19 protein-coding genes and 1 pseudogene are annotated in these 24,231 nt (G+C 68.9%); 9 read left to right on the top strand and 11 right to left on the bottom strand.

All coding sequences use genetic code 11. The annotated features are described in order from the left end of the window. Both ADK54_RS44585 and ADK54_RS02340 read right to left on the bottom strand, forming a co-directional pair. Nucleotides 1-77 (bottom strand): adenylyltransferase/cytidyltransferase family protein (locus tag ADK54_RS44585; protein ID WP_159047599.1); only part of this gene is annotated, 77 nt, incomplete at its 3' end. Nucleotides 78-1,350: 1,273 nt separating this feature from the next. Beyond that, nucleotides 1,351-1,605: a hypothetical protein gene (locus ADK54_RS02340; RefSeq protein WP_053723789.1), complete on the bottom strand. Its 255-nt coding sequence runs from the start codon at nucleotides 1,603-1,605 to the stop codon at nucleotides 1,351-1,353. A 351-nt stretch (nucleotides 1,606-1,956) separates the two neighbouring features. On the opposite strand from ADK54_RS02340, the gene ADK54_RS02335 reads away from it, so the two are divergent. Next, complete coding sequence (locus tag ADK54_RS02335; protein WP_053723788.1) at nucleotides 1,957-2,460, top strand: hypothetical protein; 504 nt, start codon at nucleotides 1,957-1,959, stop codon at nucleotides 2,458-2,460. Between the two features lie 329 nt (nucleotides 2,461-2,789). On the opposite strand, the gene ADK54_RS02330 is transcribed toward ADK54_RS02335, so the two are convergent. The 4 genes from ADK54_RS02330 to ADK54_RS02315 form a co-directional block, all read right to left on the bottom strand. Then, a complete protein-coding gene (locus tag ADK54_RS02330; protein ID WP_053723787.1) occupies nucleotides 2,790-3,182 on the bottom strand; it encodes a hypothetical protein in 393 nt (130 codons plus the stop codon). Between the two features lie 628 nt (nucleotides 3,183-3,810). Further along, entirely contained in the window at nucleotides 3,811-4,503 is a 693-nt protein-coding gene (locus tag ADK54_RS02325) for an RES family NAD+ phosphorylase (RefSeq protein WP_053723786.1), read from the bottom strand. Between the two features lie 259 nt (nucleotides 4,504-4,762). Further along, on the bottom strand, nucleotides 4,763-7,144 hold the full coding sequence (locus ADK54_RS02320) for a WD40 repeat domain-containing protein (RefSeq protein ID WP_053723785.1): 2,382 nt from the start codon (nucleotides 7,142-7,144) through the stop codon (nucleotides 4,763-4,765). Then, entirely contained in the window at nucleotides 7,141-9,303 is a 2,163-nt protein-coding gene (locus ADK54_RS02315; RefSeq protein WP_159047598.1) for a hypothetical protein, read from the bottom strand. Before ADK54_RS02315 ends, ADK54_RS02320 begins: the two co-directional genes overlap by 4 nt. Before the next feature lie 86 nt (nucleotides 9,304-9,389). Between ADK54_RS02315 and ADK54_RS02310 the strand changes: the two genes are divergently transcribed. From ADK54_RS02310 to ADK54_RS02300, 4 genes and pseudogenes are all read left to right on the top strand, one after another. Further along, on the top strand, nucleotides 9,390-10,808 hold the full coding sequence (locus ADK54_RS02310; RefSeq protein ID WP_234391887.1) for an esterase/lipase family protein: 1,419 nt from the start codon (nucleotides 9,390-9,392) through the stop codon (nucleotides 10,806-10,808). 103 nt (nucleotides 10,809-10,911) lie between these two features. Continuing rightward, nucleotides 10,912-11,544, top strand: a complete 633-nt coding sequence (locus tag ADK54_RS02305) for a DUF2461 family protein (RefSeq protein ID WP_234391886.1) — start codon at nucleotides 10,912-10,914, stop codon at nucleotides 11,542-11,544. Nucleotides 11,545-11,654: 110 nt separating this feature from the next. Next, on the top strand, nucleotides 11,655-11,924 hold the full coding sequence (locus ADK54_RS47135) for a DUF6207 family protein (protein ID WP_267886970.1): 270 nt from the start codon (nucleotides 11,655-11,657) through the stop codon (nucleotides 11,922-11,924). Then, nucleotides 11,863-12,366 (top strand): annotated as a pseudogene (locus ADK54_RS02300) (TipAS antibiotic-recognition domain-containing protein); the annotation flags it as partial. The gene ADK54_RS47135 and the pseudogene ADK54_RS02300, both read left to right, overlap by 62 nt. Nucleotides 12,367-12,422: 56 nt before the next feature. Here ADK54_RS02300 and ADK54_RS02295 read toward each other — a convergent pair. Further along, entirely contained in the window at nucleotides 12,423-13,226 is an 804-nt protein-coding gene (locus ADK54_RS02295) for a hypothetical protein (protein ID WP_159047597.1), read from the bottom strand. A 168-nt stretch (nucleotides 13,227-13,394) separates the two neighbouring features. Continuing rightward, on the bottom strand, nucleotides 13,395-15,608 hold the full coding sequence (locus tag ADK54_RS02290; RefSeq protein WP_159047596.1) for a hypothetical protein: 2,214 nt from the start codon (nucleotides 15,606-15,608) through the stop codon (nucleotides 13,395-13,397). 847 nt (nucleotides 15,609-16,455) lie between these two features. On the opposite strand from ADK54_RS02290, the gene ADK54_RS02285 reads away from it, so the two are divergent. After that, the gene (locus ADK54_RS02285) at nucleotides 16,456-18,690 is read left to right on the top strand and encodes a helicase C-terminal domain-containing protein (protein ID WP_053723781.1); all 2,235 of its coding nucleotides are present in this window, start codon (nucleotides 16,456-16,458) and stop codon (nucleotides 18,688-18,690) included. 207 nt (nucleotides 18,691-18,897) lie between these two features. Here ADK54_RS02285 and ADK54_RS45570 read toward each other — a convergent pair whose 3' ends face one another. Further along, complete coding sequence (locus ADK54_RS45570; protein WP_159047595.1) at nucleotides 18,898-19,038, bottom strand: hypothetical protein; 141 nt, start codon at nucleotides 19,036-19,038, stop codon at nucleotides 18,898-18,900. An 850-nt stretch (nucleotides 19,039-19,888) separates the two neighbouring features. On the opposite strand from ADK54_RS45570, the gene ADK54_RS02280 reads away from it, so the two are divergent. Both ADK54_RS02280 and ADK54_RS02275 read left to right on the top strand, forming a co-directional pair. After that, nucleotides 19,889-20,602, top strand: coding sequence for a hypothetical protein (locus tag ADK54_RS02280; protein WP_053723780.1), 714 nt, complete (start codon nucleotides 19,889-19,891; stop codon nucleotides 20,600-20,602). Nucleotides 20,603-20,811: 209 nt separating this feature from the next. Continuing rightward, on the top strand, nucleotides 20,812-21,165 hold the full coding sequence (locus ADK54_RS02275) for a hypothetical protein (protein ID WP_159047594.1): 354 nt from the start codon (nucleotides 20,812-20,814) through the stop codon (nucleotides 21,163-21,165). 73 nt (nucleotides 21,166-21,238) lie between these two features. Here the strand turns inward: ADK54_RS02275 and ADK54_RS02270 are convergent, their stop codons facing one another. After that, on the bottom strand, nucleotides 21,239-21,985 hold the full coding sequence (locus tag ADK54_RS02270; protein WP_053723778.1) for a phosphotransferase family protein: 747 nt from the start codon (nucleotides 21,983-21,985) through the stop codon (nucleotides 21,239-21,241). An 18-nt stretch (nucleotides 21,986-22,003) separates the two neighbouring features. On the opposite strand from ADK54_RS02270, the gene ADK54_RS02265 reads away from it, so the two are divergent. Continuing rightward, nucleotides 22,004-22,714 carry a hypothetical protein gene (locus tag ADK54_RS02265; RefSeq protein WP_234391885.1) on the top strand — a complete coding sequence of 237 codons (711 nt, stop codon included), beginning with the start codon at nucleotides 22,004-22,006 and terminating at the stop codon, nucleotides 22,712-22,714. A gap of 44 nt (nucleotides 22,715-22,758) precedes the next feature. Here ADK54_RS02265 and ADK54_RS02260 read toward each other — a convergent pair whose 3' ends face one another. Continuing rightward, complete coding sequence (locus ADK54_RS02260; RefSeq protein ID WP_078966073.1) at nucleotides 22,759-24,009, bottom strand: IS256 family transposase; 1,251 nt, start codon at nucleotides 24,007-24,009, stop codon at nucleotides 22,759-22,761. Nucleotides 24,010-24,231 lie beyond the last annotated feature (222 nt).

Below are 24,231 nucleotides of genomic sequence, written 5' to 3'. Positions count from 1 at the left end.
AGGAGGGCAGCACGCCGGAGTACGTCCTGGTGCCCTTGAGTGACCGGGTCGAAGGATCCTGGGAAGAGGGCTCGCATGATCGGAGAGAGTAACAAGCGGTCGCCCCCCCCGGTAGTGCAGTGCCAGGGCAGCCAAACCACCAAGATCAAGCGTGACAGGGAGAACGTCTAGGCGTCGATGACGCGGTCCAGCGCTCCACGCGACCGTCGCCGTGACGACGGCCGTCATGGCGGCCGTCAAGACCACGGAATCGATCACCGAAGGCCCGCCGCCCATTTCGCGGGCGAACGCTTCACTCAGGCGAGGCAGAACAAACGCGGCCACCCAGGCCAACGCCCACACGCCAACGATGACGGCCACACGACGGCCCAGCATGACCGGACGCACCGAGAACACGAAAGGCAGCAACAGGTGAACCACCGCCATGACCGGGGGTGCCAGTACGAAGACGTCCAGCCCGCTGAAGTGTCCGGTGATCATCTGCTTCTCCTCGCCCCCTGGCTGCCCGAGCAGCCTACGCGCCGACGCTGACATCGCTGCCGTGCTGCGCTGTACGCCGCCTCCGACCGGCCGGTCGAGCACATGATGGAACAGTTGGTGGAGCCGATCGAGGCGCGCCTGGAGGCCGCGGCCTGAGCCCAGCGTGCTCCATCCTCCCTTGGCGGCCCTTGAACCGTTGAGCGTGACTGTGGAAGGGACGGGCGAGCAGGACTGAGCGCCCCCGGTATGACGGTGGCCCGGCACCCTGGGGGGAGTGCCGGGCCGCTGCTGTGGAAGCCGACTTCACCACCGGGCCGGCGGGTGCTCTCGGCAGTGACACGGGGTGGCGATCAGACGGTTCCCGGTTGAGCTGCTGGACGCTGTGGACGGTCAACGGGGCGCGTCGTCTCCGGGCCACGGCGGTGCCGGTGAACAGCGGGCCGTGGCGGACGGCAACGCCCCCGGCTGGTCTCCGGGGGCGGTCAGTGCGGTCAGTCCTGTTGCTGATCGCCGGGGTCGCGTCGGCTATAGCCGGGGCGCTTGGCGAGTTGGCGTTGCGCCGCGAAAGGGTCACGCTCGCGGCCCTTCTCTGTCTTCCATGGGGAGATTGATGGCATCGGCGAACTCACGCGAAAAGACGGTCATGACGTCGTCGGTTCCGAGCCAGATGGCCAGGAGTCGGCTCATCATCGGGGACGGCGCCCGGGCGGTCGTCCCGATGCAGGAGCGCGGCGGCCGGTCCGTCGGGGAACGACCTGTCCGCGTGCCTGCACCGACTGAGCAGCTTGAGTCGCCATGGTTCGACGGGAACGGCATCGCGATGCACGCGAGGATGTCCTCCTCGCCCGCGAACCTCTCCGGGGCCCTGAACTACGGCCCAGTGTTTCTCTGTTCGAGAATCTCTCTGATGGTGGTGTCGAGCAGCATGTCAATCTGCTGCTCAAGCTCTCGGACCCTGGCACCTTGCTGGTCAGCATGAGCTCCAATCCGGGCCGTGTCGTCCGAGATGACACGGCATGCGAGATCGACTGCTTCCTCCAGCTCGTCCTCACTCGCTTGCCCGGCGAAACCCTCCAGGGCACTCTCCACCGCCGCAACACCGCCACGGGCGAGGATCTCACTCAAGAACTCCTACTCCATCTCGGCACGGTGTCGTGCGCACCAACGGACTGAGATGCGGATCTGCCACTGTCACCCGTGCGAGTCCCCACCGGCACGCCGAGGTGGACGAGGCCCTCGATGAGTTTCAGAGATGGCCATCCACGAACCCGTCCCGCCGGAAGAGCCGCTTGGCTGGTGCCGTGATCGCGTGGTTTCGCCGTGTCCGGTGCCCGGCAGGCGGGCTCTTGCTGGTGGAGGAGATTCCGCGGTCAGGCACCTCGGACCGATCGGGCCAGATGCGTCGCGGACATGTCCGTGACGCCTTCGATAGTCTCTCCAGGGCTCGGATCGTGAGCTGGTGGTACGTCGGGGAGGATGAACGTGTCTGGTGAGCGGCTCGACTCGGAATGGGTGCGAGGTTGGTGCGAGCAGACTTCTGCTGCGCTCGAGACCGTGATGTCATCGTTTCTGCAGACCCGTGGGCTTCTACCCGGCGAGAACGCCGTCATTCTCGCCACCGATGCGAGCAGCAAGGCGACGGACGCGCTTGTGGACCTGACGCTGATTCCCTCGGACCTCACGACCCTTTACTGGGTGATTGGCGAGGTCTCCTTGCCGGATGTCGAGCACGGATACTTCATTCACTCGGCCTCGGTGGTCGCCGACCACTTCCGCGAATACGGCTCTGTCCAGGTTGATGATGATCCGTCGGCCATCGTGTTCGCCAGTGACGGTGGTGGCCATCTGTTCGCAGTGGCAGGCAGCGGCCGAGTCTGGAGGTCGATCACGGCATCCTGGTTCGACGATTTCGAGGTTGCCGCAGAGTCCGTCCAAGGGTTCCTTGAACAGATCGGCCATAGGGCCGCTGACCAGAACTGACCGATGATGCGGCTGCCGCTTCAGGGTTGCTCACGTTCAAGGAGGCGAGCCTCGATGCCGACGATGCGCCTCTCCGCGAATCGAAGGCTGGAGCGGGCGCCTTCGAGTCGTTCCAGTGGCCCGGTACAAGGGCGACGCACTCCCCACAACAGACCGCTCCCAGCCACCACCAACACGAAGACCAACCCGCGTCTTCAGCCAAGGTGACAGCGTCCCCCAGGCGCCCCTCCGCGCAGAAGTGCAGACACGGAAGGCGCACGTGAGGCTCACAGGCTCATACGGCGTGGCCCCCGTGGTCCTTGATCCAGCAGCTCGAATCGCTGGCGAGGTCAGCCGCCGTCGACGTAGGCGCGGGCAGCGACCATGACGTCTCGCCAGCGGCCGTCGGCAATGCACTGGGCCGGAGCCTCGTCTGCCAGCTGGGGATTCATTCCGATCATCCAGGCGCGGGCGGTGTAGACGCTCTCTGCGTCCTGGATGAGGTGGAAGACCTGGATGGCGGCGCGCAGCCTGGCTTCTGCCTCGTGGCGAGGGGTGATGTCTCCCGAGGCCCACCGGCCGACCTGCTTGGTGTCGCTGATGCCGGCGATGCGGGCGGTCAGGCGCTGGCCGAGGTTGTCCTGGAGGAAGCGGGCGATGTCGGCGGTGGAGGTGCGCACGGTCGCGGCGTGTGCGCGCTCGGCGCTGACGGCGCTCTTCGGGGATGCGGTGGTCGCAGGCATTTGAGGTTCTCCCTCGCTGTCCTGGCTGTACGCCGCAGGGATGCGGTCGCATGTCAGGCGACGGGTACGGGGGCCTGATGCCGCGGGCCGTGGCCGGGCAGGAAGGCCGGAGGACGCTTCTTGGGGCGTGGAGCCACCCGTGGGGAAGCGTGACCGCTACGGGGTTTCGGGGTGCCGGGCGCTGCCCTGGTTCAGCATCGGTGCTTGCCGGTCACGGTGGATCCGGTGCGTGGACTGCTGAAGGCGGCCTGTGCTGCTGGGTGTGCGCCGTGGCGCACTGGGAGGGTGCTGGGACTGCGGCAGGTATGACTGTGCAGGGCGAGATGCACGGCCGTGGTAAGTGGGCGGTGACGACACTCATGACGTCTCTCCTTTGCTGTTGTTGAGTCAAGACTACCCACAGTGCTTCCCCAACTCTACCGTTTTGACGCCTACTTGAATGCCTGTCACGTGCACGGATGGTGGGGCATCGGATCAGGGATATCTCTGTGACCTGTGCCTTTCGCTCTCTGTGGCCGTGGTTTCGGTGCTGACGGGCAGACGGCGGCCGCCGGTTTTTCGTTCGTTCGGGCTACAGCTTCGAGGTGTTGTTGAGGTGTGTTTTCCAGTGGCCCGGGCGGGGGGGCGTTCAGAACACCGTCAGGCCGTACTCGTCCGCGACGGTGCGCAGGGCCTCGGCCTCGGGGAAGATCAGGCTGGACTCGACCTGTTCGAGCTGCGCATGGTCGAAGACCGCCCAGCACTGCCGCATCCCGAACAGGGAGCGGTAGGCGATGCCCTGGATGAGGTGCTCCTGGTGTGCGGTGCGCTGCTGCACGGCCCAGATGGAGATCTGGCGGGTGACGCGCCGGTCCTTGAACCCCTGGATGTGCTCGGTGGTCAGCTTGTCGACGTCCAGGGCCGCCAGTTCGTCCTGGAGCGCTTCGGACAGCGCACGCAGGGTCCGATGGTCATCCACGTCTAAGAAGAGGCTGCCCTTGGCCGGTTGCAGGCGCACCAGCCCGTGGCGGGTCCTCCAGTCACGGGGGATGGTGCCCGGCGCCAGGTAGTAGGGCCCCGGCCAGTCGTCGCCGATCACATCGCGCATGTCCGGATGGACGCGGAACCCGGCAAGCGCCTCGGCGAAGCAGCCGTCGTGTTCGGAGGCGCAGTACAGGGTTCCGTGGTCGCTGTGGCTCCAGCGGTTGCCGACCGAGCTTGCGTCGTCCGCCTCGGTGATCCTTTCGTATTTGAGGGGGCCAGTAGCCCTCCCGAGCCGCCAGATGCCGCGCTCCGGTGCTTCCACCAGCTGGATGTCCGGCGATGGTGCTGCCTGGTCCATGCTCCGCTCCTTGCTCCGTCGCCCGGCCGGCCAGGCGGGGTGAAGGGGGAGGGCCCGCCGGCGGGATCGCCCGTCGGGCCGCGTTCGACGTTGTCCCTGTCGCACGCGCCGCTGGGGAGCGCACGCTGTGGGGCAGGCGGCTCCCGCGGTCACCTCCCGCCACAGGCGATCATTCTTGTGTCCGAGCGGGACCAGAGCGAGCCAATTGTGCCGGTCATCAGGGGCGCACGATGCATTTCGGGGGGCGCATAGGCCTTGGTCACCTGCCGTGGGGGGAGCTGCGGGGGTCTGGCGCGAGATCGATGACGGCAGCCCCGGCCTCGCCGCTCAGTGCCAGTACGGTGCCGTCCCCGCCCGGGCGGGGATGAGCACTCAGTGAGCGCACCGGGGTGGCGGTGGCGAGCTGGAGCACGCAGCGCTGGGCCGACGCCTCCCAGATACGGATCATGCCGTCGCGGGAGGCGCTGGCCGCATAGGACTGGCCGCCCGCGGTCCAGGTGGTCACGGCATCGATGGGCGAACGGTGTCCGGGTACGGGGGCACCGAGTGGCTCGCCGGTGGCCAGGTCCCAGAAGCGCAGTGTCCCGGTGTCGCCGCCGCTGACGAGATGGGTGGAAAGGCCGGGAGCCGGAAGGGCGTTGATGCTGAGCGCATTGATGACCCCCTGGGCACAGCGCAACGGCCCCGGAGCCGCTGTGCCGACGGATTGTGTGCCGGTGTTCCACAGCCGGACGAGGCCCTCGGCGCCGGCCGACGCGAGCCAGGTGCGACCGGCGACGTCGACGGCTGCCGCGACTGCGCGCACACTCATCCGGTGGCCCGGCCACTCGTGGAGCAGGGCGGCGGTGCTCAGGTCCCACAGACGTACCCGCCAGTCGTCACCGCCGGTCAGGAGCAGGGGGCCGTCGAGTGTGGTGCACGTGGCAAGGGCGCGTACCGGGTGCCGGCCGCACGGCAGGACATGAGGCCAGGCCCGTTCGCCGAGGGCGTCCCATCCCCGGACTGTGTGGTCGGTGCCGGCCCACATCAGCAGCCGCCCACCGGGCCAGCAGGCCCACGTCATCGCGGCAGCCGCCGGAGCGGGCTCGGCGGTGACGCAGGCGATGCGGCTGCCCGAGGTGATGTCCCGCACCTCGATGGGGCCGCCCTCCTCGGCAGCAGCCACCAGCGCCCGGCCGCCGCCGGTGGTGAAGGCGGCCGCTGCCGTGCGTGGCCCGTTCGCCACGTAGTCGCCGCCCTCCAGCCGCTGTTGCAGAACGGCCTGGGGCCACAGCCGGACGGTGTCGTCGCCCGCGGCCGAGGCAAGGCCGTCGCAACCCGCGATGCCGAAACCGGCCACCGCGGCAACCGTTCCCTGATGGCCGCCAAGGTCGCCGGTGCGGCCGTCGACGGGGTCCCACAAACAGATGGTGGTGCCCCGGCCCGCCGCAATGACCTCGCAGCCTCCCACCGTCACAGCCGTCAGTCCCACGACCGGCGGGCCGTGGCCCGCCAGCACGGCCTGCTGCCCGTCCCGGACGTCCCACGCGGTCAGGGCGCCGTCGGCATGGCCGCAGTAGAACCGGCCCGGCTCGCTGCCCGCGACCAGCGCACGTACCGGGTTGTCGAGAGGGAAATCGGTGATGACGGAGCCTGATTCGGCACGCACGCTCAGGGAGCCGGCGGCCAGCACCAGCCGGCGCTGCCCGGACTCGTCGACCAGTGTCGTGACGGCGGCGCGCAGCACCGGCTCCACGGTGGCCAGCACTCGCCGGGCCGCTGGCGCCGCCCCCGCGGACCCGGCGGTCCAACGGGCCAGCTCACCACGCCCGTTGACGCTGACCACGCACAGTGCGCCGTCGTCCGCGAAGTAGCAGGCGCAGTCGTCGGTCCACACGGCCTCGCTGTGCTGGATCTGGTCGTACAGGCTGCCGCGCAGGGCGTCCCAGATGCGGACGCTGCCGTCCGTGCTGCCCGAGACCAGGAAGCGGTGGCCGGTGCTGTCGGCGACGCTGGTCCGCAGGGAACGGATCTCTCCGTCGTGGGCGGTGAGAGCCTCTCCGATGCGCCTTCCGGTCAGGGCGTCGAGGAACGCGATGGTGCCGTGCCTGCCTCCCACGGCCAACAGGACGCCGCCGTGCTGCGGCACGGCCGTCAGGCTGGTAACCGGATCCGTCACCGTGGCCAGCACGTTGGACGGCGGGGACCACTGGGCCCAGAGCACCGCCAGCGGAGAGTCGGCGGGCGCCGCCGCATTCGGGGGCATCCGGGCGCCCGGCACCCGCGGGTGGTGGAGTGCCGCGTACGCCAAGTGAAGACTGCCCAGCCGGGAGGCGAGATCCGCGTCCTGGAGGTAGGGCTCGACCACGGCCCACGCGCTCAGCCACGATCGCCGCCCGGGGGCGGGATCGGCGCCGAGCAGTCCGCGGACGCTGCCACTCGTGTCCCACGCCAGCACGTCCGGCGGAACCCGTGCGTCGTCCAGAACACCGCCCAAGTGGGCATGCCGGGCCAGATGGCGGCGTACATAGGGGGCGGGCGGCAGCCCCTCCCCGGCTCGGGCCATCCGCGCGAGCGCTGCCGCGATCCGGGCGTGGACGGCCTGGTCGCCCGCACCTTCGTCCTCCAGGCGGTGCTCCTGAGCATTGTCGTCGCCCCTCAACCGGCCGTCCTCCGCCCCCCGCTGCCGGCCTCCGGCCAGCGGCGCAACACCTCGGCCAGCTGCTCGTGCGCAGGCCGGTAGACCACCCGGTCGTCCTCACTGTCGTGAGTGAGATACCCCGACATCCGGCCCTTCAGCAGCCGACCGATCTTTTCGTCCGCATCCTGCACCGGCGCCTGGTGCACGGCCTCGGCCAGGGCGGGCCAGACCTCCCCCCACGCAACCCCGCGCCCCAGAGCAAACGCGGTCGCGCGCAGCAGCGCCAGCGCCTCGCCCATCGGCAAGCCTTCGCGGCCGGCCTGCTCCAGGTCGCTCCACAGCAGCCCGACGATCCCCTCGTCCAGCCGGGAGAGCCAGCCGGGATCAGACAGCAGCTCCGGCCCGCGCGCCCGCAACTGCTCCGCTGCCAGACGCGCGTTGAGGAACGACTTCCCCACCCGTCGGGTCACCGCCGACGCCGCCCGCGCCTGAGCCGGGGCACTCCAGGACGGTTCGCCCTCCAGCAACGCCCGCAGATAGGCGCCGACATCGCCGACCGCGTCCTCCTCGTCCGTACGCAGCACGGCCGCGTCCGGCAGCGCCGCACACACCTCCGCCAGGAGATCACCGGCCGACGCCCCGGCGGCCGGACTCCCGACGGCAGCGGGCCGGCTGCTGCGCACCCCCAGCAGCAGCCGCACCACCCGCGGGCGGCCCTCCGCCGCCTCCGCGACCTGGCCCGGCACCACCGTGTGCCCCGGCCGCCCCCGGGTACAGCCGGCGAAAGAGAGCAGGACCTCACTGATGAACCGCTGTGGACCGTAGGCCTCATCGAGGGAGTCGATGACCACGGACACCGCAGGGCCGGGGCAGCACAGAAACGCACCCAAGGAGTCCTGCCACTCCCGCAGATCCGCACCCTCGGCGGGCGCCGCGCACCCCAGCATGCCGGCCAGGGTCTGCAGCACGACCAGTGAGGAGCGCTGGTGCGCCGACACCGCGGCCGTCACCGCCCCGCTCGCAGGTACGGTCTCCGGCGGGCAGCGTTGCACCGCGGGGGCGTACCGGTGCGAAGCTCGGAACCCCGGATCGCTCAGGGTCACGGCCCGGCCCAGCAATGCCGACTTGCCGCTCGCCGCGCCCCCCGTCACCACCAGCACCCCGCGCGGGCCGCCCAGGAACCGCACTAGGCGCCGGTTGAGGGCCTGCCGCCCCGAGAAGTACCAGCCCGGATCGTCAGCGGTGAGCCGGCCGCTCGCCTTGTCCAGCCAGTACTCCAGCTCACCGGACGGGGTGGCCAGCTCCCGGCGGCTTGCGGCCACGATGTCCGGCTCGGGCCGGAATCCCGGATTGGGCAGCGCCGAAGTCGGCACCTCCAGCCGGCCGGTGAGCACCGGCCGCGGCAAGTGCAGCGGCTTCCCCTTCGCCTTCACCGCCCGCGTCCGGGGCGGCCGCGTCCGGGCGATCTGCTCCGCGGCCCGGCTCAGCGCACCGCTGAACTCGGACATGCTCAGGAACTCGCGCGTAATCCCCTCGGTCGTACGCAACTGCTCGTATGCCGTCCGCAGGATCAGCGCGAACTCCTTGCCCTGTACCGGCGTCCGCACGGCGGTGGTGGCCAGCACATTCAGCGTGCCCTCTGCCGAGCGGGCCAGCGCCAGATCTCCCTCCAGGCCCGCCAGTTCGGAGGCGATGCCCGCAGCCTCGCACATGTTGACGATGACCAGCACGTCGCGCGCACGCGAATCCAACGCGGCACCCACCACCTCGCCCGTGTGCACCGCAGTGGCAAGGAGCCGGTTCCGGTCGGTGTCCGGCAACAGCAGATAGTGCCTTGAAGAGGGCGCGACCAGCCCGTGCCCGGTGATGAACACGACCAACGGCCCCTCCGGTGCGGCCTCGCGCAGCTGCGCCTCATCCAGGAAAGACTCGACATCCCGCCGCGTACGCACCGGCCCCGCACTCCGCGCCCCGGACTCCACCCATGTGAACCGCCCTGCTCCCTGCGGCCACCAGAGCCCGATGGCCTCCAACTGGGCGGCGATCGCCTCATCGAACGCGGCCGTGCCGTCCGGCACCGCCAGGACCACCAAAACCCCGGCCGTGTCCCGCGTCCCTGTCGCCGGGATCGCCAGTGCTGTGGAACCAGCTGCTCCGAACCCGCCTTGTTCCCCGTTCATCTTCCATATTGTTCACAGCCATGGACTCCCACCGGCAGCTTCGCGCCCTCCAACCAACAAACGAACAAGCGGAGTTACTGCCTCATGTGACCCAGGACGCCGTGGTGGTCGTCCCGGGCATCATGGGCAGTGAGCTCAGAGACACCAGCACGGGCAGAGTCCTGTGGGGGCTGTCCGGTACCGGCTGGCTCCTCAAGGCATGGACCAGCCGCCACGGCCTCCAGGAGCTGCACCTAACCGAAGACGAACTCGCCGGGAAAGTTGGCCGGATCCAGGCCACCCGCCTCTTGCGGCACAGCGCCTGGACCCCCTACCTCCGCGGACAGGAGCCGTACACTGACCTGCTGGATGCCGTCCGGGACTGTGTCGCCCACCCCGACGCCGTTTTGGAGTTCCCCTACGACTGGCGCCTGCCCGTCGCCTGGAACGCCCGCATCCTGGCCGAACGGGCCCGGCGCCACCTCACCGCCTGGCAGAACCACCCCGCACACCACCGAGCCCGTGCCCACCGAACAGACCAACGCGCCGCCCGTCTGGTCTTCGTGGCCCACTCCATGGGCGGCCTCGTCACCCGCGCCGCCCTGGACGGCACCCACGACAGTGACCTCGCCACCGACACCCGAAGCGTCATCACCCTGGGAACCCCCTTCCACAGCGCGGTCAAGGCCGCCGTAATCCTCAACACCGGACGCGGCACCCCCGTTCCGCTGCCGCACCGCAAACTCCGCGCACTGTGCGCGACCATGCCCGGCCTGCACGACCTGCTGCCGCAGTACCGCTGCCTGCGCACCGGCGACGACGTGCGCCCCCTCACCGTCAGCGATATCACAGCACTGGGCGGAAATCCCTACCTCGCCCAGGACGCCTGCGACTTCAGCGCCGCCCAACGCCACGTCAAACTGCCCGACCACCGGGCTGTCGTCGGTACCACCCAGGCCACCTGGCAGAGCCTGACCCTGCGCGACGGCGCGGTCGAACCCCACGGCGACGGAGCGCGCTCCAACAGCGACGGAACCCTCATCCGCGACCGCAACAACCGGGTGATGTACTTCTCCGTCCACGGCGACGGCACTGTCTACCGGGAATCCGCCTCCCTCAGCCCCGTCGTCACCACGCTGCCCCTGCAGCACGGGGACCTCGCCCGCGCGGAATCCGCTCTGGAAGCCGTGGGCGAAATCCTCATGGAAGACCTCTTCCTCGGGCCTCCCCAGGGTGAGCCGGGCTGTGGCATCGCCCTCCCCGATCTCGTGACTGTCGGCGAACCATGGGCCCTCACCGTCGATCGCGTCGACTCACTGGCCGGCCTCACCTGCCACGTCGCCAACACCGACGACCCGACGGACCGTCAGCAGCCGACACCGGGCTGGGAGGACGGTCAGATAACGGCCCGCATCACGCTCAGCGAGCCGGGACTCCACCGCGTCACTCTCCACAGCCACGACGGGCACACCGTCAGCCAACTGGTCATGGCCGCCGAACCAGACCTCGCCGAGACCGACCACTGACCGCGCGCTGCGGTTGCGGTACGACGACGCGGACAGGGCTATTCGTCTCCCTGCCCGTCTCACTCTCCCCGCGCGCGGATGATGCGTGAGCTATCCTCCGCGCATGCGCGGACAGTTCACCGGCTGGCCGGAACAGGCCATGGACGTGTTGTGGCAGCTCCAGGGCGAACCGACCCGCGCGACCCGCGAGCGCTACCGCGCGGACCGCGAACGCCTGGTCCGGCAGCCGATGATCGCCCTGCTCAACGCGGTCGCGGACACCGACCCCCGGTACGAGGACTTCTCCGTCTGGCACTACCGCACCGACTCCTGGTGGTGGCAGCACCAGGGCGCGGTGATCCGACTCGGCCGCAAGATCGAGATCGGTCTCCGGTTCGACCTGGACGGCCTGCGGATCCAGGGCGCCTGGTGGTACCCCGACCCCGGCCAGGTGGACACGTTCCGCAAAGCCGTGGCCTCCGAGGGGAGCGGTCGCGAACTGTCCGCCATCGTCGAGGGCGTGCGGAAGAGGGGCTACGACATCTCCGGGGACGTGATGAAATGCGCCCCGCGCGGCTATTCGACGGACCAGCCCCGTAGCGACCTGCTGCGCCACCGTTCGCTGATCGCCGCCCGCCCCCTCGGCTGCGAGGAGTGGCTGCACACCCCCGAAGCGGTTGACCGGGTCCTCTCGGCCGCCGCCGACCTGGACGCCCTGCTGATGTGGCTGGTCCGCCACGTGAAGCGCGCCACCTGACATCACGAGGGCGCCGCGCGGCCCGGGAGGAACCATACCCCGTGCCGCCGGCCCCCGCGCTCAGAAGGTGACGCGCACCTTCAGCGCCGACCGGCCGTCCATCGCCTGATATCCGTCCGGCACCTGGCCGGAGAGTAGTCGTCGATGTCGCGGCGGCGGATGACGAAACCGTCCTCGCCTTCCAGCAAGCGTTGGCCGGGTGCTGGGCGACAGCCCCCGTGCACCGCACGACCAGGACGCCGGGCGAGCCCGGGGTGTGGCTGCGCTGCTATCTCGATCTGCGCCAGGAACACACATCCGCGGTCGACCCCGCCGGGTGTTCTGATCCTGCGCGACCGCCTCGACGCCCTGGCCGGCACCGTCTCACGCACGATCGCTGAACTGGAACAGTCCAGGAAGGACGGCAGCCCCATGACCATCAACCGACCGGAGAACCTGTTCGAGGGCATGACGCCCGCCCAATATCAGCAGACTCTGCGCGACTTCCCCGAGCATGCCCAGGCGGTGACGCGCCGGGTCTCCGCGATGAGCGCGCACGACATCGAGGCTGGACAGCGCCAGCGCACGGCACAGATGGTCAAGCTGGCCGAGCCCATGGCCGCCGGGTACCGCGCCGACGCGGACCCGGTACAGGCCGAGATCCACGCCCAGTACCAGACCCTGACCGCGCTGCGCACCGTGACCGCCGACGAGTACCGAGCCATGGGCCGCTCCTGCGTGGACAACGAGGCCTGCCGCGCCGCGTACGAGGAGATCGCCCCGGGCCTGGCCGCGTTCCAGCGTGACGCCATCGAGGCCTATGCCACCACCCGGCTGAACTGACCACAGTGCGACTGCCGTTCCGCGGCGTTCGACAGGTCACTCGCGGGGGGCTCGGATCAGCCCGGAAGCTTGAGGTCGTGGCAGTTGTGTTCGCCGGGTAGGAGCGGCCGGCTGTGCAGAAGGAACGTCGAGCCTTCGCTCGTCCACAGGGAGTCTGGCCGGGCGGAGGTCAGCAGATGGCGGGCGTGCTCGAGGTCGGCGCCACGCAGTACCGTGCAGGAGCCGCCGTTGACGTGCTCTCCGGCCGCCAGTGGGTTGAGCGGCCACGGCCGGGCGCCCGATGCTGTCCCGGTTCCCCGGACCGTCGCGGTCACGGCGAGCCCAGAGTAGGCGTACGGGGCGGGACCGCGCGTGCGGTCGGTGGCCGGGAGCCGGGCCGGGGTGAAGGCGGCGAGGCGAGCGACGTCGCCTCGGCGCCCCTTTTCGCCGGCGTCGGGCAGGACGACCTTGGTCACCACGTGCCGTCCCGCGACGCCGAGGACGACGACAAGACCTGGTGCGTCGGGCGCGGCCCTGTCGTAGGTGTGCGGCTGATCGAGGCCCGCCTTGAGAGCACTCCGGTAGAGCCGGTCGACGGCCCGTTCGGTGAGAAGCTGGACCTCAACTCCTGTCAGAGCACCGGTGGTTGGGCCTGGCGTGTAGATCCTGCTGTCCCCGTACAGTGCGAAGTCCGGCAGCGGTGTGCCGGCGGGGGCCGGTGAGCTGGGATAGTGCTGGGCCCGCAGGACCAGAGCCTCGGCGCCGCGTGGCACGGGAGTGTCGGCGATTCGCGCGGCACCCGTGCCGCAGCCCACGAGCAGCAGGGCCAACGGCACAGCCGGGATCAGGAGACGGCGCGCGGTACTCGAGAGTGGGGACACGGGTTCGGACGTGCCGCGCCGAGGTCCGGTTCCCATTCTCGTCCCCTCCCTTGTGTTCTGTTCTCTTCCGTACGCGCGAGTGGGCCGTGGTGCGTACGGACCGATTGCCTCCCGCTCCGTACGCACCGATGACACTGACTGGAGCAACCAGTCAGCTGTGGCCCACACTTATGACGTGGCCAGGGCGAGGGTGTAGGTCCCGCTACCCGCCTTGTTGACCAGGACCACCCCGTAGCAGCCGGCGGCCGGTGCGGTGTAGGTGAATGACTCGGCCTTGCCCGGGCCCTGCCCTCCCGCCTTGGCCGCCGCGAAGGCGCGCGGCTGCACCCAGGTGCTCGACTGGGCCGGGTCCGACGCCATCAGGAACAGTTCGGCGTCCTGGCTCGGGTCCGACGGGGTCGCCGTGATCGTCGCCTTCGTGTTCGTCGGCACGCACAGGTCCCGGACCGTCACGATGTTGTCGGGCGCGGTCATGGCGATGGCCTCGCTTGGCTGCATCTGGCGGGCCCCCTGGGAAAGCTGGATCCTGTACTCGCCGTTGCTGCCCGTGGTGTCCACGCGGGGGTAGATCTCGCCGAGCGGCCGGTGGTTGGAATCGACGGCCACGAAGTCGACGACGTCCTGGCCGTCCGCGCTCTTGGCCAGAAGTTGCTTCTGGTCGCGGTCTCCGTACATCTCCAGGGAGAGCGACCCGCCCGCAGGCGGCCGCACCGCCGTCACCGACCAGAAGACGACGTTTGTCGCGTAGTGGTAATTCTGCTGTGCCGGGATTGGAGCGGGCCGGGTCAGCGTCTGGTTGTCGGCGAGGGGGTTACGGAAGCCGTAGTCGATCGTGTTCTGGTAGAGGCTCCCCTGCACCGGGTCGGAGACGTTGTAGCCCTTCTGGCCGCGCAGGTTCCAGAAGTCGTGGAAAGTGGCGGAGAAGCCGGCCAGGAGCGTGTCCCAGATGTGGCCGGGCGCGCCCTCGCCGTAGTCGTCCCAGTACTTCTCATGGCCGGTGTCGGCGATGTCGTTCAGTGCGCCCGCGACCCGGCCCTCCACGGTGTCGCCGTCCTGCCAGTTGGCGGTGCCCCACGTGTGGTTCTCCAGATCGAGGTAGATCTTGTTGTGCGTGTCCACGTATTCCGGGTCGTGGTAGACGGCCGACTGGTACCAGTCGGCGAAGCCCTCGGTCCAGGCACAGCCGGTAGAGGAGGTGGACGTGAGGTAGTGGGGGCTGCAGTTGGGGGCGGCCGGGAAGTGGTCGCCGTAGACGTCGTCCATCACGGCGTGCCCGGTTTCGTGGACGACCACGGAACGCGAGTCGGGGTCGGGTCCGGTCAGATAGACGTGCTTGTCGTCTGTGCTGTAGAAGGTGCCCTTGGTCGAGGTGGGGCTCCAGTTGTAGGGGATCTGCCGACAATCGTGATCGTGGGCGCTCCAGCAGGCGCCAGGCGTCCAGGACTTGGCATCATTCGCCTCGTCGAAGATGTGCAGGGACGGCATCAGGTTGGCGTCGGCCGGTTGCAGGAACCCGACGTCCGTGGTTGTTCCGTCGCCGACGTTCGTGAAGGTCTGGCTCACGAACTGGTACACGTCGTCGTCCGTATTGCGGACGGACCACTGTCCGTTCTCAGCTACGAACCGGATGTAGTCGTCCTCGCCGCCCGCGTCGGAGGAGCAGACCTGGTAATGGCCGGTGCTGTCGGTGATCGAGGTACCGAGAGTCTCGTCGCCGTACCAGTGCTTGGCGCGCAGCTGTACCTGCAGGTTGATGGACGGGTGCGAGGTTCCCGCCGGGAAGTCGTAGTTGTAGCTGCCCTTGAAGCAGGTCAGTGCGCCCGCGCGGACGGCTCCGCTCCTGCTCTTGTCCGCAGCGTGCCGTGACGCATCGGATATTTGGTCCTTCTTCGTCAACTCCACCTTTTTGTACGGCAGTTCTGGCGTAGCGCGTCGTGGGGTGATCCCAGCGGGCACCGTGGTGGAGTCCGAGATTCCCTTGGCGGGTGCCCGGTAGCCGAGCAGGGACTGCGACGGGGTGCGGCCGACGGTGACGAAGGTGCGGGCGGCACCGGAGTCCGTGCCGTCCCGCTTGGTGCCGCTCACCCGCACGTCCACCGGCGCGGCTCCGGCCGCCTTGGCGCGTACCGTGCCCTCGAAGTGCCGGGTCGCGCCGGGGGCGAGAGCGACGGAGCCCTGCGCGCGGTCCAGCGGGCCGACCGGTAGCGGGGCCGCCGAGTCCAGGTGTTGCACCGAGAGTCCTTCGGGGGCGGTTGCCCAGCTCAGCGTGCCGGGCAGGTCCGCCTCGATGCGGGCGTCGGACAGGGCGGCCTGCGCGGTGACGTCGATGGAGATTCTCGCTGTCCCGCCGACCGCGGGAGCATGGTCCAGCTTCGTGACCACTCGTACGCAATGAGCCCATTCGCCTTGTGCGAAGCTGCACTTGGGCGCCGCCGGCTTGGCCTTGCCGACATCCTCACCGGTGGGGACGCCCGCCGCGGCAGTGCCGCCGAACACGAGCGTGAGTCCGGCCCCCAGGGCCACGGCCCCGCGCAGTCCGGTTAAGCCGTGTAAACGTCTGCCTTTCATATGTCTCCTCGCAGGGCACGGCCGTGAGACGCGCGCAGCCGTGCGGACGGGTGAGCCCAGAAGGAACAGACGAAGGCGGCCATGGTGTGCCGGCGCCCCCTGCCTCCCCCGAGGCACACAACATTGGTCCTGACTGACGACCCCCGAACGTAGCCACCAACACCACTCCCGACAACCCGTCCTTCCGGCGAAATCGAGACAGAGGCAAATCCCCCAACTTGCTTCACAGAAACGGGAGTTGAGTGAATGGCCGGTGGTGGACGTGAAGGCGATCAAAGCGATCGCAATGAGCTGCGGAGCTGCCCGGGCTTGTACGGCGCGTCCAGTGGACTGGCGGAGTCGAGGGGGCCCAGGCCGTGGGGCGCAAAGCCGGTTGCTTGTGACTGAGCGCGACAGTGTCCTTTGAGCACGCTGTTTGGCGACAGAGAGCGGTAGTCGGCGCCTCGACGTGATGGGCGGGGCTCCCGCCTGGGGCGATGCCGCAGCCAGCGGCTAGGCCCCGGCGCTATGACCGGTGATCTCGGGTTCGCATGCTCGTGCTGCGTGGCCCACCACCCTGAGCTGCCGACCTCCATGGACGACCCCTAATCGCACATCCCGGTCGCGGCCGCCGGCCTGAGCCGCAGGGCCCAGGGGTTCGTCGAAGGGGGAGGGCATCCGCGTGCACCGTCGGGACATCCTGCGACATCGCGACGTCTGGAACGGGCACGGAATCCCCGCTGCGGAGATCGACCGGGCCGCCACCTTTCCCTGGCGGCCGCACGCGATCAACGGCAAGTCCCAGTTCGGTGTTGTCGGCGACGGCAAGCATCCTGTCGACCTCGGCGTCGTCGTGGTCGACGATGCCCACGCCGCACTCGCGCGGACCGAGGACCAGTTCCGGCTCCGCGTACCCTCCGGGCACGATGCCTATCAGAACCTGCTGGACCTCTTCCGCGAGGACCTGCGGCACCAGGCCCCGAACGACTTGGCCGACCTTGAAGCGCGGGATTTCAGCGCGCTGGCCACCATCCCCTTCTGGGCTTGGTCGGACAAGAACGAGCAGGTCCTGAAGATCCTGCACCCACACCGTGGCGACGACGCCTTCAAGTTCGCGTGGCCGCTGATCGCACACGTCCTGCCCCTGTGCTCCGCGACGGCGACGCCCACGGCGATCGAGATCCGGCCCTCGTGCCCGCCGATCGACCGCATCCCCTCCTTCGCCCGAGCCCGTCGCCGCGTCTACCTCACCGCCACCCTGGCCGACGACAGTGCTCTGGTCACCGACTTCCAGGCCGACCCCGCCCTGGTCGCCCGGCCGATCACACCGGGCAGCGCTGCCGATCTCGGCGAACGGATGATCCTCGCGCCCATCGCCCTCAACACCAACCTCGACAACGACGCCGTGCGCCGGCTGGCCCGCGACTACGCGGACGGTGACCGGGACGGCGACGGTGCACGGGACGCCGACCCGATCAACGTCGTCGTCCTTGTACCCAGCGCCCAGGCCGCGGCCGCCTGGAAGCCCTACGCCGACCGCACCCACCACGTGCAGGACCTCGCAGCCGGAGTGAAAGAGCTTCAGGAAAGCCATGTGGGCCTGGTCGTCATGGTCAACAAGTACGACGGCGTCGACCTGCCTGCCGACGCCTGCCGCCTGCTCATCCTCGACGGCATCCCCCGGCCCCTCGACGCCGTGGAACGCCGCGAGTCCGTGGCCCTGGCCGACAGCCCGGTCCGCCTCGCCCGGGAAATCCAGCGGATCGAGCAGGGCATGGGCCGCGGCGTCCGGGACGGCGAGGACTACTGCGCGGTCCTCCTCCTCGGCGCGAACCTCGCACTCGCCCTCCACGAGCCCCGGCACCTGCAGCTGTTCTCGCCGGCGACCCAGGCCCATCTCGCCATCAGCCGGGAAATCGCCGAACAGATCCACGGCGGCGGCTTGAACGACGTACGCCATGCCCTCGAAGCATGCCTGACCCGAGACCCTCGGTGGACCGGACGCAGCCGCCGCGCCCTGGCCGAGATCCGCTATACCCAGCTCGGCACCGTGCGCCCGGAGGCAGTGGCGCTGCGTGAAGCCTTTGACCTGGCCGCCACCGGCCTGCCGGAAAGGGCGGCCGACCGCCTCCAGAAGACCATGAACACCCTCGACGACAAGCCGCTGCGCGGGTGGCTGCGGGAGCAGAAGGCCGCCTATCTCCACCAGACCGACGCCGTTGCCGCCCAGCAGAGCCTGGTCACCGCCGTCGGCGAGAACCCGTTCGTCCTGCGCCCCCTCGCCGGCGTCACCTCCGCCCAGATCAAGCCGGCCGCCGTGCAGGCACGCGCTGCAGCCGAGTTCCTCGCGAACGAGTACACCGACGGCATTCCCCTGGTGCTCGGCATCAAGAAGATCCTCGAAGATGTGGCCTGGGAGTTCGAAGAACGATCGGACGACGCCGAGCACGCCTGGCACCGCCTGGGCCTCCACCTCGGATTCGTCAGCACCCGGCCCGAGAAGCAGGAGGGCAAGGGCCCGGACAACCTCTGGGCCCTGACCTCGAAGGAGTTCGCCGTGACGGAACTCAAGACGGGCTGCGTGACAGACACCATCGCCAAGAAGGACCTGGGGCAGCTCGGCGTCAGTGTCAACTGGTGCACCACGAAGCACCCAGAGGTCAAAGCCCTGCCGGTGATGCTGCACCGGAGCCGCACCGCCGACCAGTCCGGCACCCCGGTACCCGGCATGCGGGTGGTCCCCCCGGCGAAGTACGAGCTGCTGCGCGCGGCGGTCATGAAGTACGCCACCGCACTCGCCAGTGACCTCGGGAACTGGGGCGAGGAACAGGCCGTCGCTGCGCAGCTCGCGCAGAACAAGCTGACCGGCGCCAACTTTTTCTCCACCTATGCCGAAACCTGCCGCACGGCCCCGTAGCGGCGAGGAGCATGCCACCATGCCGTCGCAGCCCGCCCTCGGAACGAGGTCTGTCCCAGGGCGAGCCTGCAGCACGATGACGCCGAGAGGCCGCGAAGTCCGGCGTGGCCTTCGCGGAGTTCCTGGTCCGGGTGGTGCTGTACGAACGATCGCCGGAATGCCGCGAGGCACAGCCCGTGCGGAAGAAGCCGCAACCGCAGGGCGGCTCTATGTGAGGGTGAGGCAGGGCCTGGCGATGGCGGCATAGTTGAACTCGGCGCAGATCTGCGTGCCGGCCGCGAGGACGGGTCCGGTGCGGCTGCGACCGCCGGAGCCGCAGCGCCAGTGTGCCGATCCAGCCAGATTCACGAACATCATCCTGGACCTGGTTGGTCTCTGGTTAGACGCTGCTTCCCCGCTGGCTACTCAAGCTCCTTCCTGACCAGCACGTACGGCCCCGTGGCCAGGAGAAGTCATCCATCCCACGTGACGAAGGCCAAGTCCGCGGGTGGTCCCTACAGTTGGCTTATCGCCGCTCGACGGGCGAAGTGATGCGTCTCACTTTTGGCGCTTCAGAGGGGCAGGATCGGAACGCTTTGGCTACGCATAGGCCCGCGTTCGCTACGCGTTTCCCTGGTCTGGCTACACCCGAAGATCTTCAACTCGCATGCGCGTCAAGGTCGTTGTCAAAGCCCGTCGTTAGACTCCGCTGAGAACACAGAAGGAGCCCTGCAACCCCGGTATCGGTTCCTAGGCCAGTGGCCGGGAGGGCTCCCTGTGCGGCATCCCAACACCCAGGAAGGAACACCTATGACGCAGCCTAACAAGCGCTCCAACGGCCCGAACCCTCCACGCAACGGGATCACGAAGCGCTTGCAGACGTGGCGCCGCGACTACGGCCGATCTGTCCGTCACCAGATGATTCGCGGGGCTTCCTACAGTCTCGGCAGCGGGGCCGTCAGCCTCCTCGTCCTCTGGATCGAATCCCGCCGATAGGGCACGGCGTTCCGCCGACCGACGAAGACGGGTCCGCCGAGCGATTGGACGATCACCGGACTGCTCGTAGGGCCACCGGCGAGATCAGCCCCCGAGGCAGCAGGGCCGCCCTGCTGCCCCAGGGTGGTGATCGGTGAACGGCTCACCGGCAGAGCCCGTTCCGTCGGCCGGGGTCTCAACGAGGTTTGGGCCCGGAGAATGGGAGCCTTCAACTCGGCATGCTGTGATCGGCATCTATGCTCTGCGTCAGGCTTCGGACGGGGAGGGGCAGCGGGTGCACCGCAAGCAGTGGATGACGGGCGTGCGGGTACCGGCGGTACTGACCGCTCTGGCTCTGGCGGCAGTTGGCTGTGGCAACAGCGCTACGGTGCCCAGTGCCGAGGGTCACAGCTCCCAGGTGGCGACTCCCGACTCGGCGGCCTCTGTCAGCTTCTCCCAGCTCAAAAATGTTCTGGACCTGCAGGGCATGCCCACCGGATGGAAGGCTGAGAAGCAACCCAGCGGCCGGGACGTGACCAAGAACTGCCCTAAGTCCTCAACGGTCTGTGCAGGAATGACGGGCTTCGCCTCGGCGCAGTACGACAACGTGGAGGGCACGGGCTATGTCTACATCGAGCTCTCCGCATACGACGGCAGAGACACTGCAAGAGCTGGGTACACGAGCCGCAGCGCCTCCTTTGCCAACAAGGACGACCGCCAGGTCTCCATGCCGACCGTCGGTAATGCCAGCGTGGCGCGTACGGGATTCAATACGACCTCGGGCCATCCTGTGACGTCGATGGTGATGCGGGTGGGCACCGTGGTCGTGGCGATGGCTGATACGCATGTGGAACAGGACGATTCGCAGATGCTGTTGTCCCTGGCGCAGACGCAGGCGGAGCGGCTCCAGCAGACTCTGCGAGGAGAGACGCCCACGGCTTCGCTCGCGGGTCGCTAGGCATCGAGTCCGCTCCTGCACGTCTCGCCGAGACTGACAAGGGCTTCGGCTCGTTGCTCGTCAGTTGTGCGATGCGCTGCATGAGCACGACGGCGACACTGTCGTTGGGGATGTGGTGATGTGAAAGGCCCTCTGTGGCCGCAGGCTGCAGGGGGCCTTGGTGTTCACAGTGTCGGCTTCGTGCTCAGGGTGTCGCTCATCATCATGGGATGGAGGAACAGATGGACATGGCGCGGTTGCGGGGGCTGCTCGACAGCGTGCTCGCCGCGCTGTACACGCGCTATACCGAGAAGGAGCTGCCGGCGCTGTGCGAGCGCCTCGGCCTTCCTCCACCCGGCGCGGGAAGCACCAAGCACGAGCGCCTGGTCGCCAGTCTGGCCGCCTGCCCCGACGGCCGCCTGCCGACTGTCGCCGATGCCGTTCTTGAGCCGGAGAAGCTTGGCCAGGCCGAGCGGATGGCGCTGCAGGAAGTTCTGTGCCTCGGCCGCCACCACGTGGAGATCCCGAGCCGTACGAGGCGTGAGCTCGCGAGGGATTTTGATCTCTCCGATCACCTCGGCTAGAGCAATAGTCAAGACCTGTGGATGAGTTGTCGCGCGAGCGCGGGCTATTGCAACGGGGCCGGGCCCCGCCCCCTCACATCCGGGATCTCAGCACGTCGACTTCACAGCCTTGCGCGAACGGGTCGAAGCCGTGTTCGACCAGCCAGCGAACCCCTAGCAGGCTCCGCAACGACCACCACGCGCGGATCACGTCGAGGTCGATGTCGGTGCCATAGCCGGCGATGACGTCTTCGACGTGCTCCTCGTGTCCGAGCGTCAAGGTGGCGAGGTCGAACAGGGCATCACCCCGGCCCGCCTCGGACCAGTCGATGATGCCTGTGACGTCGTCGCCGTCGACGAAGACGTGATCGATCTGCAGGTCGCCGTGCGTGAACGCCGGAGTCCACGGCCGGATCGCAGCCTCGGCGACCTGGCGGTTGCGGGTGACCAGGTCGGCGGGCAGGACGCCATTCGTCACGAGCAACTCGCACTCGCCGTCGAGTTCCGCCGCCAACTCGTCGGGACCCCGGCGGCGCCGACCGGGCCAGGGCGGCAACGGCGCCTCGTGCAGCTTCCGAATGGCGGCACCCGCCGCGGCCCAAGCCGCCGGCGACGCGGTCGACGGCTCGCCAAGGCGCCCAAGCGCCGTCCCCGGAAGCGCGGCGATCGCGAGCACGGACGGCTTGCGCCACAGGACCTCCGGCGTCGGGACCGGTGCCAGGGCCATCGCCTCAACCTCAACGTCGATGCGTGCTTGATCGGGGTCTACCTTCAAGAACACGTCGCCGACGCGCAGGGTCGCGCGCTCGGAATGGGCGACGACGACTTTGACCTCATCCATGGCGGCCAGTGTCCCAGGATGGCCGATGACATTCACGAGGTTATCGTTGTCAGCGAGCAGTCAAGACCTCTGGACGATATGACGTGCGAGCAGGCTGCGGCACCCGACGAGTTCGACCCTATGCTGACGGTCGTGCAGGTACTGGGTGTGAGTAGTGAGGACGAGACGATCGCCTGCTTCTTGAGCGGCGAGCTGTCCAGCCAGAGGTTCGGCCAGGACCTCCGGTCCCACCTGGCGGCAGCCGGGCGGGCCGGGCAGCTGCTGACGCATCCGGACCTCTCCGACGCTGGTGCGAACCTCGCACGTCGCGCTCTGCTCGCTGTGACGCGCGGATACGGCGAGAACCGCGACCTGTTCGAGAACTTCCCCACTCACATCACGTGGACCTGGGCAGTCCTGTCCGCCGACGAGGCGGCCAGCGTGCGCTACCTCGACTATTCCTACTGGGTCGAACTGTCGGGTGGCAACCGCCGGCCGACCGACGCGGCCGTACGCATCAAAGCAGGGCTACGGGCGTTCGACGTGCCCAACGAACCGTTCGTCGACGCGGCCCACGCGGTCATCAGAGGTGAGCGCTTTCCTCCGCTCATCCTCGTCGGCGAGAGGCAGGACAACCTGGTCTGCCTTGAGGGCCACCTGCGCCTGACCGCCTATGCCCTCGCCGGCTTCCCGACCGACATCGAGTGCCTGATCGGCACCGTGCCGGACGTGGGACGCTGGACGCGGTAGTCCAGTCACACCAAGCTCTCGGCGCTGGTGGCTCCTTGAGTCGATCAAGCGGCCTGCTCCTCGCGTTCGACGAGGACGCCGTTCTCGAAGCGTGCGCCAGCGCGAACCAGGGGCACCAGATGGGCACCGGTGATTGAACGCCATCGCGCCTGGGCTGACTCGACCAGCTTGAACACCATCGCGAGCGCGGCCGCCGGGCTGCCCGCACCTCGCGTGACCTTGGTCCGGAGCTTGACCGTCGAGAAGGTTGACTCGATGGGGTTCGTGGTCCGCAGGTGGATACAGTGCTCGGCCGGGAAGTCGTAGAACGCGAGCAGTTCCTCCCGGTCCTCGGTGATCTTCGCGACGGCCTTCGGGAACTTGGCTCCGTAGGTCTTCGCGAAGGCATCGATCGCCTTCTCGGCGTGGCCGCGGTCCTCGGCGTTGTAGATCTCCTGCATCGCCTTCGTCGCGCCCGGCTGGGCGGACTTCGGCAGGCAGTTCGTGACGTTGCGGGTCTTGTGAACCCAGCACCTCTGCGGCCGTGCGGGCGGGAACACCTCGGCGAGCGCGCGCCACAGGCCCATGGCGCCGTCGCCGACCACCAGCTCGGGGGCGCGCATGCCGCGTCGGCGGCAGTCGCGCAGCAGGTCGGCCCACGACTCGGTGGACTCCCGCAGGCCCTCGGCAAGCGCGATGAGCTCCTTGGTCCCGTCCAGACGGACGCCGAGCAGGACCAGGACGCACGAGTGAGCCTGCCCGAGGCGGACCTTGGGGTGCACGCCGTCGGCCCACGCAGAGACGTAGTCGCGGTCAGACAAGTCACGGGCCTGGAAGGCAGCGTGGTCGTCGCTCCACTGCTTGGTCAGCCGGGTGACGGTGGCCGGGGACAGGCCGGCGGTGCCGCCGAGGAACTGCTCCAGGGCGGGTACGAAGTCCCCGGACGACAGTCCGTGCAGGTAGAGCAGCGGGAGCACCTCGGAGATCTTTGGCGACTTGCGGCACCACGGCGCGAGGATCCTCGAGGAGAACCGCTTGCGCTCGCCGGTGGCGTCGTCGACGCGCCGGTCGTTCACTCGCGGGGCCCTGACCTCGACCGGGCCAGCGGCGGTGACCACGGTCCGGGGCTGGTGGTGGCCGTTGCGGACGACCAGGCGGTGCCCGCGTTCGTCGGTCTCTGCGGTCAACTCGGCTATGTACTGGTTGACTTCCGCCTCCAGCGCGGCGGCCAGCATCCGGCGGGCGCCCTCGCGGACGATCTCGTCGATCAGGGATCCAGACTGGGTGGATCCGTCGTCGGTGACTACGCTGAGCACGGGCGTGCCTTCCCGACCCGCGCTGCGAACGCGGGCCTACTCGGTGACCATCAAAGGATCATTCGGGAAGGTACGCCTTCCGCGTCCTTCCCGGAACTGATCCACAGGTCTCCAGCATTGCTCGGCGGGGCCTTTTGTCTCGGTCAGGTGGCTTGGTCTCACTTCGTCGGCCGCGTTCTCATCGTTCCTGCCACGGCCGCTTGCGGCATGTACTCGAGGGCC

The organism is Streptomyces sp. WM6378 (genome assembly GCF_001279695.1).
Taxonomy (GTDB): domain Bacteria; phylum Actinomycetota; class Actinomycetes; order Streptomycetales; family Streptomycetaceae; genus Streptomyces.
The sequence above is the reverse complement of the archived record's forward strand: the minus strand, read 5'-3'. Positions and strand labels throughout refer to the sequence as shown.